This is a genomic window from Paraburkholderia azotifigens (assembly GCF_007995085.1).
In the GTDB taxonomy this organism is placed as follows: domain Bacteria; phylum Pseudomonadota; class Gammaproteobacteria; order Burkholderiales; family Burkholderiaceae; genus Paraburkholderia; species Paraburkholderia azotifigens.
Map to the genome: position 1 here is coordinate 408,625 of NZ_VOQS01000001.1, position 15,605 is coordinate 424,229.

The following is a 15,605-nucleotide window of genomic DNA, read 5'->3' on the forward strand; positions in this document are numbered from 1 at the left end:
TTTTCGCCTCCCCCCGGTGCGTGCTCCCATCAATATGACCGATCAGAATCGGGCGAGCGCGTCTTCAGTTCCACATCGTCTGTTTGATCCGGTTCTTTGACCACAGGGTCTGACCTAGCTGCATGAATACCCAAGAGGCGAAGATCGTCCTCGAGACTGCCTTGATCTGCGCGCAGGAGCCGTTGAAGCTCGGTGATTTGCGTAAGCTCTTTGCCGACGGCGTATCGGCGGATACCGTCCGCACGTTGCTTGAAGACCTGAAGCAGGATTGGTCCGGACGCGGTGTCGAACTGGTCGGACTGGCGTCCGGCTGGCGTTTTCAGAGCAAGCCCGCGATGCGCACGTATCTCGATCGTCTGCATCCCGAGAAGCCGCCGAAGTATTCGCGCGCGGTGCTCGAGACGCTCGCAATCATCGCGTACCGGCAACCCGTCACGCGTGGCGACATCGAAGAAATTCGCGGGGTGACCGTGAATACGCAGGTCGTGAAACAGCTCGAAGACCGCAGCTGGATCGAGGTGATCGGTCATCGCGACGTGCCGGGCCGCCCGGCGCTGTACGCGACCACGCGCTCGTTCCTCGACGACCTCGGGCTGAAGTCGCTCGAAGATCTGCCGCCGCTCGACGATCCGTCGGCGCAGTCGAACATGGATCTGCTTGCACAGCACGCAATCGAATTCTCCGAGAGCGAGCCGATGGAAGTCGAAGGCCTCGTTGCGGAAGTGGGTGAGAGCGCGGTCGATGGCATGGCTCATGCTGGATCGGACAGCGAGCCTCGGCTCGACGTCCCGACCGCTGATCAACCGGAATCACAGCTGCGCGCAGGCGATCAGCTCGCGACGGAAGCCGAGACGTCCGCTGCGCCGCAAGCTTGCGCGCCCGACGTTGCCGAAACGGCCGTCGCTCGCGCGGATACGTTGGCGCACACCGAACACCGCATCGCCGATGAGGCGACGCATGAAACGGAGTTGGCTCAAGAAGCCGGTTCCAGCGCGCAGTCTGAAGACGAACTCGAAGACACGCGCGGATCGCATAACGAGACCGGGCACGCGGCACACGCCAACCCGGCCGAAACAGACCAGAGTCAAGCGGCGCACGGCGATCGTCATGATCGCCGCGACACCGCTCAGGACGCAGGCGAACTCACCGACGACGAAGCCGAGTCGCGCAGCGCCTGACGTAACCGTACTTTTTGACGCGCCCGCAACGGGCGCGCGACCTGACATTTTGAGGTTGTTTTGACAGACATCCACGACACCGATTCGTCCGAATCCGAGCGCGCCGTCGCTGCTGCGCGCCCTGACGAAACGCGCAGCGCGAAAGCGTCGGCGGGCGATAACGAGCGTACCGGGCAAGCGCCCGACGCCGAGGGCGACGAGCGCCCGCGCCGCGGCTTGCGCCGTGGTCCGCGTAGCCTGATCGCGCGCCGCCGCGCGGGTTCGAAGGCGAAGACGGCCGAAGCCGATGCGACGCAGGTCCCCGCCGCGACGGACGCGCCGCCCGACGGCGAAGTTGTCGCGCAGGTGCGCACGCCGCGCAAGGACGCGGGCGCCAAGGCGCAAGGCCAGGGCGGCCGCCGTGCGGGCGGCAAGCAGGGTGGCCAGCAAGGCGCTCAGCAGGGTGCGCGGCAAGGCGGACAGCGCAAAGGCCGCGGCGCCGCGGGTGCCGACGCTGCGCCCGTTGCAGCCGCCGAAGACAGGCAGGATGACCTGTTCGACTACGTGACGTCGCCCGCGTTCGATGCGGACAACTCAGCAACGGGCGGCGTGCGCGCGCCGATGCTGCGTCGCGGCCGTCCCGCCGCGCCCAAGCGCGTGCTGTCGCCGGACGACGATGCACCCAAACTGCACAAGGTGCTCGCCGACGCGGGCATGGGATCGCGTCGCGATATGGAAGAGCTGATCGTCGCCGGCCGCGTGTCGGTGAACGGCGAACCTGCGCACATCGGTCAGCGCATCCTGCCGACCGACCTCGTGCGCATCAACGGCAAACCGATCAAACGCAAGCTGGCAAGCAAGCCGCCGCGCGTGCTGCTGTATCACAAGCCGACGGGCGAGATCGTCAGCCATGCGGATCCGGAGGGCCGTCCCTCGGTGTTCGACAAGCTGCCGCCGATGAAGACGGCGAAGTGGCTCGCCGTCGGCCGGCTTGACTTCAACACGGAGGGCCTGCTGATGCTGACTACGTCGGGCGATCTTGCGAACCGGTTCATGCATCCGCGTTACAGCGTCGAGCGTGAATATGCGGTGCGCGTGGTCGGTGAGCTGGCGGAAGGCAACCGGCAGAAGCTGCTGCACGGCGTCGAACTCGAAGACGGTCCGGCGAATTTCCTGCGCATCCGCGACGGCGGCGGCGAAGGCACGAACCACTGGTATCACGTCGCGCTCGCCGAAGGGCGCAATCGCGAAGTACGTCGCATGTTCGAGGCAGTCGGTCTGATGGTGAGCCGCCTGATCCGCACGCGTCATGGTCCGATCGCATTGCCGCGCGGCCTGAAGCGTGGCCGCTGGGAAGAGCTCGAAGACAATCAGGTGCGCAGCCTGATGGCGTCGGTGGGTCTGAAGGCGCCGACGGAAGAGAAGGGCGGCCGCCGCAGCGAGCCGGAGCGCCGTCAGCCTGATCCGATGCAGACGTCGATGGGCTTCATCAATCGCGAACCCGTGCTGATGTCGCACGGCCGTTTCGATCAACAGCAGCCTCGCGGCGGCGGCGGCCAGGGTCGACGCGGCGGCGGCAAGGGTGCAAGCGCGTTCGGCGCGTTGAACTCGGGCCTCGGCGGCGGTTTCGGCAACACGAATGGCAATCGTGGCGAAGGCCGCGGAGGTGGACGGGGCGGCCGCGAGGTCGACGGCAACCGTGCGCCTGCGGGCAACCGGGCGGCCGCCGGCGGTAACGCGAAGCGCGGCGGCGGCGGTGGTGCTGGCGGTAATCGCGCGCCGAATGGCAACCGTCCCAACAGCGGCAATCGCGCAGGCGGCAACGCGAACGCTGGCGGCAATCGCAGCGGCGGCGCGCAGCGCAACCGCTCGCGCGGTCGCTGATCTTCACGACGCGGTGGGCGGCGCCGATGGCCGCCTGTCGCGTTCGAGTGCATTGCCTGCCGGTCGCCGTGTGTATTCGCGACACGCGTGACAAAACCCCCTCGCAGATTGCACGAAACGGCCCGTTTCGAGCCTTGATTGCGGCGAAATCGGCCGCAAATGGGCTCAGGCGACCGGCTGGTGGTTTGCGTTTGTCGTGAAAAATGGCTACAATCACGAAGTCACTGGGCGTGCGGTTTTATGTGCGGCTCAGGTGCGACCACCGGCAATAAGATGATGGGCGTTTCGCCCATTTTTTTTTGCCGCTCAGTTCTTACGTGGATCGGCATCTCGGGTAGCACGAACGTGCGCCGGCTTGGCGCGCAGCCCGCGGGTGTATCGCATCGGCTTGCGGCGCGAACATCTTAGAGGGCAACGTGCAACTGACGGAACTGATTGAAACCACGGTCGTGGGCCTCGGGTATGAGCTCGTCGATCTCGAGCGCACCGGGCGCGGCATGCTGTGCATTTATATCGACCAGCCCGCCGGCATCGCGATCGAAGACTGCGAAAAAGTTACCCGTCAGCTCCAGCACGTACTGACGGTCGAAAATATCGATTACGAGCGGCTCGAAGTATCGTCGCCAGGTCTCGACCGTCCGCTGAAAAAACTGGCGGACTTCGAACGCTTCGCGGGCAGCGAGGCGGTCATCACATTGAAAAAGCCATTGGACGGACGGAAATCGTACCGGGGCATCCTGCATGCTCCCGAGGGCGAAACGATCGGTCTGGAATTTGAAGGGAAGGAAGGCGCCGCGATGCTGGATTTCACGCTCGCGGATATCGACAAGGCACGCCTCGTTCCGAAAGTTGACTTTAGGAGCCGCAAACAATGAGTCGCGAAGTGTTGATGCTGGTGGATGCGCTGGCACGCGAAAAAAATGTCGACAAGGACGTGGTTTTTGCCGCGCTCGAGGCAGCGCTCGCGTCTGCATCCAAGAAACTCTTCGACGAAGACGCGGACATTCGCGTCCATATCGACCGTGAAAGCGGCGAGCACGAGACCTTCCGTCGCTGGAAAGTCGTGCCGGACGAAGCGGGCCTGCAGGAACCGGATCAGGAAATCCTGCTGTTCGAAGCACGCGAACAGAAGCCCGACGCAGAGATTGACGACTTCCTGGAAGAACCTGTTCCGTCCATCGAGTTCGGCCGTATCGGCGCGCAGGCCGCCAAGCAGGTGATCCTGCAGAAGGTGCGCGACGCGGAACGCGAGCAGATCCTGAATGACTTCCTCGAGCGCGGCGAAAGCATCATGACGGGCACCGTCAAGCGTCTCGACAAGGGCAATTTCATTGTCGAATCGGGCCGTGTCGAAGCGCTGCTGCGCCGCGACCAGCTGATTCCGAAGGAAAACCTGCGCGTCGGCGACCGTGTGCGCGCATACATCGGCAAGGTCGATCGCACCGCGCGCGGTCCGCAGATCGAGCTGTCGCGTACGGCGCCCGAGTTCCTGATGAAGCTCTTCGAAATGGAAGTGCCGGAAATCGAGCAGGGCCTGCTGGAAATCAAGGCGGCGGCGCGCGATCCTGGCGTGCGCGCGAAGATCGGCGTCGTTGCATACGACAAGCGCATCGATCCCATCGGCACCTGCGTCGGCATTCGCGGTTCGCGCGTGCAGGCTGTGCGCAATGAGCTTGGTGGCGAAAACGTCGACATCGTGCTATGGTCGGAAGATCCCGCCCAGTTTGTGATCGGCGCGCTCGCGCCCGCAGCTGTCCAGTCGATCGTCGTCGATGAAGAAAAGCATTCGATGGACGTCGTCGTCGACGAAAACGAACTGGCCGTCGCTATCGGCCGCAGCGGTCAGAACGTGCGTCTTGCCAGTGAGCTGACCGGCTGGCAGATCAACATCATGACGCCGGACGAGTCTGCCCAGAAGCAGAACCAGGAACGCAGCGTTCTGCGTGACCTGTTCATGGCGCGTCTCGATGTCGACGAGGAAGTCGCCGACATCCTGATCGACGAAGGTTTCACGAGTCTCGAAGAGATCGCCTATGTGCCGCTCAACGAGATGCTGGAAATCGAAGCATTCGACGAAGACACGGTTCACGAACTGCGTAACCGCGCTCGTGACGCGTTGTTGACGATGGCGATTGCGAACGAGGAGAAGGTGGAAGGCGTCGCGCTCGATCTGAAGAGCCTCGACGGCATGGATGCCGAACTGCTCGCAAAGCTGGCTGAACATCAGATCCAGACGCGCGACGACCTGGCGGAACTGGCTGTCGACGAGCTGGTCGAGATGACCGGCGTGACTGAGGACGCCGCCAAGGCGTTGATTATGAAGGCCCGTGAACACTGGTTTCAATGAGATCCAAGACCATGAACCACTGACCTGATCGCGGCCGTAAGGCTGCATGACCCGATGCTAACCGCAAGGAATCGGTCCTTGCATTAAGAGGAATGAATGGCGAGTAACAACGTAGCCCAATTTGCCGCGGAACTGAAAATGCCTGCAGGCGTGCTGCTCGAGCAGCTGCAGGCGGCGGGCGTCCAGAAAGCGAGTGAAGACGATGCTTTGTCCGAGACGGACAAGGCGCGTCTGCTCGACCACTTGCGCAGGTCGCATGGCTCGAACGATGCTGACAAGCGCAAGATCACGCTGACCAAGCGGCATACGTCGGAGATCAAGCAGTCCGACGCGACGGGTAAAGCTCGTACCATTCAGGTCGAGGTGCGCAAGAAGCGTACGTTCGTCCGCCGCGACGAGGCTGTCGAGCAGACCGCGGAAGCAACGGGCAATGGTCAGGAAGCAGCGGAAGATCTCGAACTGCAGCGTCGCGAGGAAGAAGCACGTCATGAAGCCGAGCTGCTCGAAAAGCAGGCTCAGGAGCTGAAGGCGCGTCAGGACCAGCTCGCCCGCGAGGAAGCCGATCGCCAGGCGCGCGAACAGGCTGCTGAAGCCGAGCGTCGCCGCGCCGAAGAGGAAGCGGCGAAGAAGCGTGCGGCAGCCGTGGCCGAGGCGGCAGCGGCCGCTCGCGAGCAGGCCGAGCAGGAACGTGCATCGCAGGACGAAGAGCGTGCGGCGGCGGAACGCGCTGCGCAGCGTGAAGCGGCGAAGAAGGCCGAAGATGCTGCGCGTGAGCAGGCCGAAAAGGCGCGTCTCGAACAGGAAGAAATCGCGAAGCGCCGTGCGAAGGCGGAAGCCGAGGCACGCGCGATCCGCGAAATGATGAACACGCCGCGCAAGGCGCAGGTCAAGGCGCCGGAGCCGCCGCCGAAGCCGGCCGAGGCGCCGAAGCCCGCCGAAGCGAAGGGCACGCTGCACAAGCCGGCGCGTCCGGCTGGCGAAACGTCGTCACGTCCGGCCGCGAAGAAGCCGGCGCCCGCAGCAGCGGCGCAACCGGCAGCGGCTGCGCAGCCGGCCGGTCCCGGCGGCGACAAGAAGAAGGCTGGCGGCAAGGGCGGCTGGCAGGACGACGCAGCGAAGCGCCGCGGCATCAAGACGCGCGGCGACACCAGCGGCGGCGTCGACCGTGGCTGGCGCGGCGGTCCGAAGGGTCGTGGCAAGCATCAGGAATCGACGACCTTCCAGGCGCCGACCGAGCCGATCGTCCGTGAAGTGCACGTGCCGGAAACCATCACGGTTGCCGACCTGGCGCACAAGATGTCGGTGAAGGCTTCGGAAGTCATCAAGGTGATGATGAAGCTCGGCCAGATGGTCACGATCAACCAGATGCTGGACCAGGAAACGGCGATGATCGTCGTCGAAGAACTGGGCCACCATGCCGTCGCGGCCAAGCTGGACGATCCGGAAGCGATGCTCGTCGAAGGTGAAGTCTCCGACGCGCCGCAACTGCCGCGTCCGCCTGTCGTCACGGTCATGGGTCACGTCGACCACGGCAAGACCTCGCTGCTGGACTACATCCGTCGCGCGAAAGTTGCGGCGGGCGAAGCGGGCGGCATTACGCAGCACATCGGCGCGTATCACGTCGAAACGCCGCGCGGCGTCATCACGTTCCTCGATACGCCGGGTCACGAAGCGTTCACGGCAATGCGTGCACGCGGTGCGAAGGCTACCGACATCGTGATTCTGGTCGTCGCTGCGGATGACGGCGTGATGCCGCAGACGAAGGAAGCGATCTCGCACGCGAAGGCGGGCGGGGTGCCTCTCGTCGTCGCGATCAACAAGATCGACAAGCCGGAAGCGAACCCGGACCGCGTGAAGCAGGAACTGGTCGCGGAAGGCGTCGTGCCGGAAGAGTACGGCGGCGATTCGCCGTTCGTGGCGGTGTCGGCGAAGACGGGCGCGGGTATCGACGATCTGCTCGAAAACGTGCTGCTGCAGGCGGAAGTGCTGGAACTGAAGGCACCTGTCGAAGCGCCGGCCAAGGGCCTCGTGATCGAAGCGAAGCTCGACAAGGGTAAGGGTCCCGTTGCAACGATCCTGGTCCAGTCGGGTACGCTCAATCGCGGCGACGTCGTGCTGGCAGGCAGCGCCTACGGCCGCGTGCGAGCGATGCTCGACGAAACGGGCAAGCCCACAAAGGCGGCAGGTCCGTCGATCCCGGTTGAAATCCAGGGTCTGTCGGAAGTGCCGGCGGCGGGCGAAGAAGTCATCGTCATGCCGGACGACCGCAAGGCACGTGAAGTCGCACTGTTCCGTCAAGGCAAGTTCCGCGACGTGAAGCTGGCGAAGCAGCAGGCTGCGAAGCTCGAAACCATGCTCGAGCAGATGGGCGAAGGCGAAGTGCAGTACCTGCCGCTCATCGTCAAGGCCGACGTGCAAGGTTCGCAGGAAGCGCTGGTGCAGTCGCTGCTCAAGCTGTCGAACGACGAAGTGCGCGTGCAGATCGTGCACAGCGCGGTCGGCGGCATCAGCGAGTCGGACGTCAATCTGGCTACGGCATCGAAGGCCGTCATCATCGGCTTCAACACGCGTGCGGATGCACAGGCTCGCAAGCTGGCGGAGACCAACGGGATCGACATCCGTTACTACAACATCATCTATGACGCAGTGGATGAAGTGAAGGCGGCGATGTCGGGCATGCTGGCACCGGAGAAGCGCGAAGTCGTCACGGGTATGGTCGAAGTGCGTCAGGTCTTCAAGGTGCCGAAGGTGGGTTCGGTGGCCGGTTGTATGGTCACGGACGGTGTGGTCAAGCGTTCGTCGTCGGTGCGCGTGCTGCGCAACAACGTCGTCATCCACACGGGCGAGCTCGATTCGCTCAAGCGCTTCAAGGACGATGTCAAGGAAGTGCGTCAGGGCTTCGAGTGCGGTATGTCGGTGAAGAACTTCAACGACATCCAGGAAGGCGACCAGTTCGAAGTCTTCGAAGTCACGGAAGTCGCGCGTACGCTGTAATTCCGGCGTCGTGCAGATGAGGGGCGGGGCGGGCGCGAGGCCCATTCCCGCCCCTTTGTATTTGTATCGAATGTTGTGTCGTGTTTGCGTTGGATTTGTCCGTGGCTCGCTGCCGCCGAATGCGCGAACACTTTGCTATCCGGCAGCACGGATCACGGATTCACCATGCCTAAGAAACGTACTTCTCCCAATCGTAATGTGCAGATCGCCGATCAGATTCAACGCGATCTGTCTGAACTGATTCGCGAGGTCAAAGACCCGCGGATCGGTATCGTCACGTTTCAGAGCGTCGAGTTGACGCCTGACTATGCGCACGCGAAGGTCTACTTCACGACGCTGACGGGCGATCCTCATCAGACGCAGGACGCTCTCAATCACGCAGCGGGCCATCTGCACAATCTGCTGTTCAAGCGGCTGCACATCCACACGGTGCCGACGCTGCATTTCCACTATGACAAGACGATCGAGCGCGCGGTCGAGATGTCGCGTCTGATCGACGAGGCGAACGCTTCGCGCGCGAAAGACGACTGACAGCAGGTCGAGGCACGCGCACACATGACTCAGAACCAACGTCCCAAGGTGCCGCGCCGTGCGCTGGATGGCGTGTTGCTGCTCGATAAGCCTGTCGGTCTGTCGAGCAACGACGCGCTGATTCGCGCGAAGCGTTTGTATCTGGCGAAGAAGGCGGGGCACACGGGCACGCTCGATCCCCTCGCGTCCGGTCTATTGCCGCTTTGTTTCGGCGAAGCAACGAAGTTTTCGCAGGATCTGCTCGAAGCAGACAAGACGTACGAAGCGACGATGCGGCTCGGTGTTCGCACGACGACGGGCGACGCTGAAGGCGAGGCCATTGACACGCGCGATGTGGCGTGCGATGAGCGCGCCGTCGAGCAGGCGCTCGTGCAGTTTCGCGGCGACATCGTTCAGGTGCCGCCGATGTATTCGGCGCTCAAGCGCGACGGCAAACCGCTCTACGAGTACGCGCGCGCCGGGCAGACGGTCGAGCGCGAAGGGCGGCGGGTGACGATTCACGCGCTTGAGTTGCTTGCTTGCGCGTTGCCCGATGTGACGTTTCGTGTCACGTGCAGCAAGGGCACGTATGTACGCACGCTGGCAGAAGATATCGGCGAAGCGCTCGGATGCGGGGCACATCTGGTGATGTTGCGGCGCACGGCTGTCGGGGCGCTGACGCTGGCGAATTCGGTGACGCTCGATGCATTGTCTGACGCTCAGCCGAGCGAGCGCGATGGCTGGCTGCAACCCGTCGACGCGTTGCTGTCCACGTTTCCTTCGGTTCAGCTCGATGAGGAGGCGACGCGGCGGTTTTTGCATGGGCAGCGGTTGAGGTTGGCTGATCTTTCTGTTGATCAGGATGCCTTGCAGGCTGCGGCACGTGCGCGGGTTTATGGTAGTGAAGGGAAGCTGCTTGGTGTGGCAAGGGCGGCTGAAGGTGTGCTGGCGCCCGAGCGGCTGATCGTGAGTTAGTCGCCTCGGCAGCGAGTTTTTGCGCTGGCATCCGCGTTTTGTTATCGGTTCGCTAGCGTTGCCCCTGTGCGGGGCGGCACTTACTTTCTTTGCCGCCGCAAAGAAAGTAAGCAAAGAAAGCGGGCTCACACCGCCAATGCTATTTCTTGCCTGCGGGCCCCCGACGGGTCCCGCACTCCACGCGGCATCGAGCTACTCAATGCTCGTTGCCAGCGCTCCTGGATTTGCATCCACCACTTCACACTCCCGCGTCACGGACTGCGCTACCAAACGCTCACCGCCGCCCAGGTGGCAAACGGTGTGTAGGTTGTCGCACCGGTCACGTTGGCGCTCCTACGACACCGATCCCGATTTTCAGTCCGGAGTGGTGCACTTGCGTCGCGTTGGCCTACACACCGTTTGCCACCTGGGCGGCGCGGACGGATCGCTGCCGCGGGCTGCGCTACGGGAGATTGGAGAGGGTGATGCGCCTGTTAAAGGCGTTGGCAACGCACATGAAATAGCGCGTTGCCGTGTGGAGTGCGGGACCCGAAGGGGGCCCGCAGGCAACAACAAGCATTAGCGGTGTGAGCGGCTTTCTTTTGCCTACTTTTCTTTGCCGCTGCAAAGAAAAGTAGGTGCCGCCCCGCACAGGGCCAACGCTAGAAGCACCGATACGAAAACGCGGATGCCGAGCAGCACAGGGGCAACGCCTGAAGCACCGATACGAAAACGCGGATGCCAGGCAGCAGTAAAAAAAGCACCCGCACATGCTAATGTGCAGCAGAAGCGGCAGCAGCCGCATCTCCACTCCCGGCCCGCTCAGGCCGCGTAACCCATATCAACGCGATCAACGCGACAAAAATCCCCGCGGACACGTAGAACAGATCGTTCACGCCAAGCTGCGCGGCCTGCTGCGTCGCCATCGAATTGAACAGCCCATACGCCTGCGACTGATTAAGCCCGACACCGCCCATCTGCGTGATCGACTGATCGAACACGGGATTGAAAGCATTCGCATGCTCGGTCAACTGAGTATGATGCAGGATCGAACGATGATCCCACGCCGTCTCGAAGATCGACGTGCCGATACCGCCGCACATGATCCGCACAAAATTCGAAAGCCCGGATGCAGCCGGAATACGATTTCCCGGCAAGCCAGACAACGTAATCGACACGAGCGGAATAAAAAAGCCGGCCATGCCGATGCCCTGAATCAGCGTCGGCAGCATCAGCGAGTAGGTGTCGACGCCCGTCGTGTAACGCGAGCGCATCCAGAACACCAGCGCGAAGATAAGGAACGACGCCGTCGAGATATAACGCGGATCAGTGCGCGGCAAAATCTTGCCCGTCACCGGCGACAGGATGATCGCGAACACGCCAACGGGCGCCAGCACCAGACCCGCATCCGTTGCCGTGTAGCCGATATCCGTTTGCAGCCACAGCGGCAGCAGCACCAGATTGCCGAAGTACAAGCCATAGCCGACCGCGAGCGAGACCGTGCCGCCCGTAAAATTGCGCAGCTTGAACAGCGACAGGTCGACGACGGGATGCTTGTCCGTCAGCTCCCACACGATGAAAAACGCGAGCGCGATCACGGCCGTCAAGCCAAGCACGACGATCGTCGTCGACGAGAACCAGTCGAGATCCTTGCCCTTGTCGAGCATCACCTGCAGCGAGCCGACCCACGTGATCAGCAGCACAAGGCCAACGATATCGATCGGCGCTTTCTTGATGACGGAATCGCGATTGCGGAAGATTGTCCACGTTGCGAGCGCCGCGACGACCCCGACCGGGATGTTCACGTAGAAGATCCACGGCCATGAGATGTTGTCCGAAATCCAGCCGCCCAGAATCGGACCAGCGACAGGTGCAATCAGCGTCGTCATCGCCCACATCGACAGCGCCATGGGCGCCTTCGCACGCGGGTAACTTGCGAGCAGCAGCGTTTGCGACAGCGGAATCATCGGGCCAGCCACCGCGCCCTGCAACACGCGCGACGCTAGCAGGAAGGGCAGATTCGGCGAGAGCCCGCACATCCACGACGAGATCACGAACAGCACGATCGACGCCATGAACAGCCGCACCTGACCGATGCGGTCGGTGAGCCAGCCCGTGAGCGGCACGGAGATCGCGTTGGCGACCGCGAAGGACGTGATCACCCACGTGCCCTGATCGGACGATACGCCGAGGTCGCCGGAGATCGACGGAATCGACACGTTCGCGATCGACGTGTCGAGCACGTTCATGAAAACGGCGAGCGACACCGCAATGGTGCCGATCACCAGTTGCGCGCCCTCGAGTGGCGGATGAGGGACCTGCGCCTGAGACTGAGCCATCTATTGTTCGAACCTTCGTTATGCAGACGGATACCGCTTACATCAGCTTCGCTGCGGCCTTCGAGCCGGTGGCCGCCTTCTGCGGCTGACCAGCGTTCGGGCCGGCATTCTCGGTGATGATGCGGGCGATTTCCGCGTCGGCCTGATCGCCGTACTTGTCGAAGACATTGGTCTGGTACACCGTGTTCACGGCGCTGCCGAGCTCGGCGCCCGTGTCGTCCTTGATGGTCACGTCGACCTGCATCGACAGGCCGATGCGCAGCGGATGCTTCTCGAGTTCCTGCGGATCGAGCGCGATACGCACAGGCAGACGCTGCACGACCTTGATCCAGTTACCCGTCGCGTTCTGCGCGGGCAGCAGCGAAAACGCCGAGCCCGTGCCCGCCGAGAAGCCAACCACCTTGCCGCGATACTTGACGGACGAACCGTACACGTCCGCCGTCAGTTCGACGGGCTGGCCGATGCGCATGTGCTTGAGTTGCACTTCCTTGAAGTTCGCGTCGACCCACACGCCATTCAGCGGCACGATCGCCATCAGCGGATTGCCCGGCGCGACGCGCTGGCCAACCTGCACGGAACGCTTCGCGACATAGCCCGTCACGGGCGCGGGCAGCGTGTTGCGCGCGTTGTTCAGATACGCGTCACGGACCTTGGCGGCCGCGGCCTGCACGTTCGGATGGCTGGCGATCGTCGTGTTCGCCGTCAGCGCACGGTTGGAGGCGAGCTGCTGCTGCGAGGCGTCGAGCGCGGCTTGCGCGCTCTTGACGGCATCGCGGGCGTGCGAGATTTCTTCCTGCGACACGGCACCCGTCTGCGCGACCTGCATGCGGCGCTTCAGGTCGTCCTGCGCGCGCGACAGATCCGCCTGACGCACGGCGACCTGCGCCTGGTACTGACTGTCGTCTGCGTAGAGGCCGCGCACCTGGCGCACGACCTGGCCGAGATTCGCCTCCGCCGACTGCAGCGCGATGCGCGAATCGGCGGGATCGAGCAGGACGAGCGGGTCGCCCGTCTTGACGGTCTGCGTATCGTCCGCGTTCACGGCGACCACGGTGCCCGTCACTTGCGGCGTGATCTGCACCACGTTGCCGTTCACGTAAGCATCGTCGGTGTCCTCATGGAAGCGCGCGACGAGGAAGTAGTAGAGGCCGTACGCGATCGCGGCAATCAGGATCACGATGACGAGCAGCGTCATCATGCGCTTGCGTTTGCCGTTGCTGGCCGGCTGCGCGTTCGCGGGTTGTTGGGGCGTGCTCATGAATATGCTCCGGATTCTGTCGGTCTGTATCGTTTATTCGGATCGCAATATGCGTGTGGTCTGCTGCGCTCAGTTCGCCGCGTGAGTGGCCGCTGCCGATGAAGCCGGCGCGTCCGTCGGCACGACGAGGCCCGTCTGCGTTGCGTCGAAACCGCCGCCGAGCGCCTTGATCAGCGCGATCTGCAGATCGCGGCGGCGCATCTTCAGGTTCGTCACGGTTTGTTCGGCGGCGAGGCGGTTCTGGTCGGCCGTGAGCACCTGCAACTGCGGCGACAGTCCCGCCTTGTAGCGGATCACGGCGAGTTCATATGCTTTCGTCGATGCGTCGAGCGCGCGCTGTGCATCGCCCGCCTGGCTGTCGATCGAGCGGATCGCCGAAATCTGCGTGGCGACGTCGGAGAGTGCATTGATCAGCGTCTGGTTGTAGTTCGCGACGTCCAGATCGAAGTCGGCGAAGCGGCCCTTCAGCTGCGAGCGCAGTGCGCCGGCGTCGAAAATCGGCAGATGGATGGCCGGGCCGAACTGGATCTGCCGGCTCGACGAGGTGAGGAAACGTCCCCAGCCGAACGCGTCGAAGCCGAACCCAGCCGCGAGGTTCACGTCGGGGAAAAATTCGGCTTTCGCTTCCTTGATGTCGTGCATCGCAGCTTCGACCTGCCAGCGCGCGGCGACGATGTCCGGGCGGCGTGAGACGAGATCGGCGGGCACGTTGTCGGGCAGCGACACCGCACCGCCGGGATTGAACACCGGGTTGGCGATCTGCAGGCCGCGGTCCGGACCCTTGCCGAGCAGCGCGCCGAGTTCGTAGCGCGTGGTCGTGATCTGGCCGTCGAGTTCGGTCAGGTTCGACTGGCTCGTCGCGATGTTGCCGTTCGCCGTCTGACGCTCGACGTTCGTGTCGAGGCCGGCGCGGACGCGGTCGTTCGTGATCGTGCCAATGGTCTGACGGTTCTTGATCTCGCTCTCGGCGATATCGCGCAGCGCGTACAGCTGCGCCAGCGAGTTGTAGGTGCGTGCGACGGATGCCGCGAGCGTCACGCGGGCCTGCTGCATGTCTGCCTCGGCCGCTTTTTCCTGCGACACGGCCTGGCCGAGTTTCTGACGATTCTTACCCCACAGGTCGAGATCCCAGGACGCGCTGGCGAGCACGTTGTTCTCGCTGTACCACGTGCCGCCGTAGGGCGGCGGGAACAGAGCATTGGCGGAGTACAGCTCGCGGGTCCACGAATAGCTGCCTTCGACCTTCGGATACAGCGCCGACTTCGACGTTTCGATATAGGACGACGCCTTCGCGATGCGCGCCTGCGCCTGCGCGATCGATGGATTGCCTTCGAGCGCTTCCTCGATCAGCTTCGGAAGTTGCGGATCGCCGAACTGGTTCGACCAGTCGAGCGCCGGCCATTGACCGCCCTGGGCCGGCAGACTCTGCGAAGCCTCGAACTGCGAGGTCGATGCAATCTGCTTGTCGTCCTTGAGATCGAAGTAATTCGCGCAACCGGCAAGGGCGAACGCTGTCACGGCGGCAGCGACGGCCGCCCGGCGCGATACGACGGGCGCGGGCCTGGAAAGGAATTTCATCGCTCGACTCTTTGCGTGTAAAGACATGTTCTTTGATGGACGATGCAACTAATTTCTTACGATTTGTTATCGGTATTGCTTGCCGAGTCACGCGTTTCGCTAACCGCTTCGCAGCTGTTCGCCAAAACACGTCTCAGAAGACTCTTGAGGAATCCCGTTTCCTCAGGAGAGAAGCCCGACAACAATTTCTCGGTCACGCTGGTGAAGACGGCCGGCATGCGCGCGGCAATCGCGTGACCTTCGGCCGTCAGCGCGAGCCGGACGACGCGCCGGTCTTCTTCGCTGCGCACGCGCGTGAGCAGCCCGCGCTTCTCGAGGCGATCGATCAGGCGCGTGACCGCGCTGGCGTCGATGCCGTATTCGCGCGCGAGTTCGGCCGCGAGCAGGCATTTGCCGCTGGCGACCATGAACAGCACGCTGGCCTGCTGGCTCGTGATGCCGAGTTCCGCCATCGTGCGTTGTGTCACGAGGTTGGACATCGTCGACTTCACGCGTGAAATCAGATAGCCGACGCTCTCGCCCAGCTGATATTCGCTGACTTCGGGCGATGGCGTATGGGACGGTTCGGTCATGATTCTCGTGCG

At 63.3% G+C, this 15,605-nt stretch carries 11 protein-coding genes; 7 read left to right on the forward strand and 4 right to left on the reverse strand.

All coding sequences use genetic code 11. The features are described from left to right. Nucleotides 1-122 precede the first annotated feature (122 nt). The 7 genes from scpB (at nucleotide 123) to truB (ending at nucleotide 9,867) form a co-directional block, all read left to right on the forward strand. Nucleotides 123-1,178, forward strand: coding sequence for an SMC-Scp complex subunit ScpB (scpB, locus tag FRZ40_RS01840; protein WP_028367027.1), 1,056 nt, complete (start codon nucleotides 123-125; stop codon nucleotides 1,176-1,178). A 60-nt stretch (nucleotides 1,179-1,238) separates the two neighbouring features. After that, entirely contained in the window at nucleotides 1,239-3,041 is a 1,803-nt protein-coding gene (gene rluB, locus FRZ40_RS01845; protein WP_147233112.1) for a 23S rRNA pseudouridine(2605) synthase RluB, read from the forward strand. 416 nt (nucleotides 3,042-3,457) lie between these two features. Beyond that, on the forward strand, nucleotides 3,458-3,916 hold the full coding sequence (rimP, locus tag FRZ40_RS01850; RefSeq protein WP_012401123.1) for a ribosome maturation factor RimP: 459 nt from the start codon (nucleotides 3,458-3,460) through the stop codon (nucleotides 3,914-3,916). Further along, nucleotides 3,913-5,388, forward strand: a complete 1,476-nt coding sequence (gene nusA, locus FRZ40_RS01855; RefSeq protein ID WP_028367025.1) for a transcription termination factor NusA — start codon at nucleotides 3,913-3,915, stop codon at nucleotides 5,386-5,388. The genes rimP and nusA overlap by 4 nt, the downstream gene beginning before the upstream one ends. A gap of 96 nt (nucleotides 5,389-5,484) precedes the next feature. Further along, entirely contained in the window at nucleotides 5,485-8,382 is a 2,898-nt protein-coding gene (gene infB / locus FRZ40_RS01860) for a translation initiation factor IF-2 (protein WP_147233113.1), read from the forward strand. 165 nt (nucleotides 8,383-8,547) lie between these two features. Next, nucleotides 8,548-8,913, forward strand: a complete 366-nt coding sequence (gene rbfA / locus FRZ40_RS01865) for a 30S ribosome-binding factor RbfA (RefSeq protein WP_028367023.1) — start codon at nucleotides 8,548-8,550, stop codon at nucleotides 8,911-8,913. 24 nt (nucleotides 8,914-8,937) lie between these two features. Further along, a complete protein-coding gene (gene truB / locus FRZ40_RS01870) occupies nucleotides 8,938-9,867 on the forward strand; it encodes a tRNA pseudouridine(55) synthase TruB (protein ID WP_147233114.1) in 930 nt (309 codons plus the stop codon). Between the two features lie 752 nt (nucleotides 9,868-10,619). On the opposite strand, the gene FRZ40_RS01875 is transcribed toward truB, so the two are convergent. The 4 genes from FRZ40_RS01875 to FRZ40_RS01890 form a co-directional block, all read right to left on the reverse strand. Further along, the gene (locus tag FRZ40_RS01875; protein WP_147233115.1) at nucleotides 10,620-12,185 is read right to left on the reverse strand and encodes a DHA2 family efflux MFS transporter permease subunit; all 1,566 of its coding nucleotides are present in this window, start codon (nucleotides 12,183-12,185) and stop codon (nucleotides 10,620-10,622) included. Between the two features lie 37 nt (nucleotides 12,186-12,222). Continuing rightward, nucleotides 12,223-13,443 (reverse strand): EmrA/EmrK family multidrug efflux transporter periplasmic adaptor subunit, encoded by a 1,221-nt coding sequence (locus FRZ40_RS01880; RefSeq protein ID WP_028367020.1) that lies wholly within the window; start codon nucleotides 13,441-13,443, stop codon nucleotides 12,223-12,225. A gap of 69 nt (nucleotides 13,444-13,512) precedes the next feature. After that, on the reverse strand, nucleotides 13,513-15,021 hold the full coding sequence (locus tag FRZ40_RS01885; RefSeq protein WP_028367019.1) for an efflux transporter outer membrane subunit: 1,509 nt from the start codon (nucleotides 15,019-15,021) through the stop codon (nucleotides 13,513-13,515). Between the two features lie 56 nt (nucleotides 15,022-15,077). Beyond that, on the reverse strand, nucleotides 15,078-15,593 hold the full coding sequence (locus FRZ40_RS01890) for a MarR family winged helix-turn-helix transcriptional regulator (protein ID WP_028367018.1): 516 nt from the start codon (nucleotides 15,591-15,593) through the stop codon (nucleotides 15,078-15,080). Between the last annotated feature and the right edge of the window lie 12 nt (nucleotides 15,594-15,605).

Bases quoted from the DNA above. Each gene is read 5' to 3' on its own strand.
- rbfA (WP_028367023.1), top strand. From the start codon at position 8,548: ATGCCTAAGAAACGTACTTCTCCCAATCGTAATGTGCAGATCGCCGAT.
- FRZ40_RS01880 (WP_028367020.1), bottom strand. From the start codon at position 13,443: ATGAGCACGCCCCAACAACCCGCGAACGCGCAGCCGGCCAGCAACGGC.
- nusA (WP_028367025.1), top strand. From the start codon at position 3,913: ATGAGTCGCGAAGTGTTGATGCTGGTGGATGCGCTGGCACGCGAAAAA.
- FRZ40_RS01885 (WP_028367019.1), bottom strand. From the start codon at position 15,021: ATGAAATTCCTTTCCAGGCCCGCGCCCGTCGTATCGCGCCGGGCGGCC.
- FRZ40_RS01875 (WP_147233115.1), bottom strand. From the start codon at position 12,185: ATGGCTCAGTCTCAGGCGCAGGTCCCTCATCCGCCACTCGAGGGCGCG.
- scpB (WP_028367027.1), top strand. From the start codon at position 123: ATGAATACCCAAGAGGCGAAGATCGTCCTCGAGACTGCCTTGATCTGC.
- FRZ40_RS01890 (WP_028367018.1), bottom strand. From the start codon at position 15,593: ATGACCGAACCGTCCCATACGCCATCGCCCGAAGTCAGCGAATATCAG.
- infB (WP_147233113.1), top strand. From the start codon at position 5,485: ATGGCGAGTAACAACGTAGCCCAATTTGCCGCGGAACTGAAAATGCCT.
- truB (WP_147233114.1), top strand. From the start codon at position 8,938: ATGACTCAGAACCAACGTCCCAAGGTGCCGCGCCGTGCGCTGGATGGC.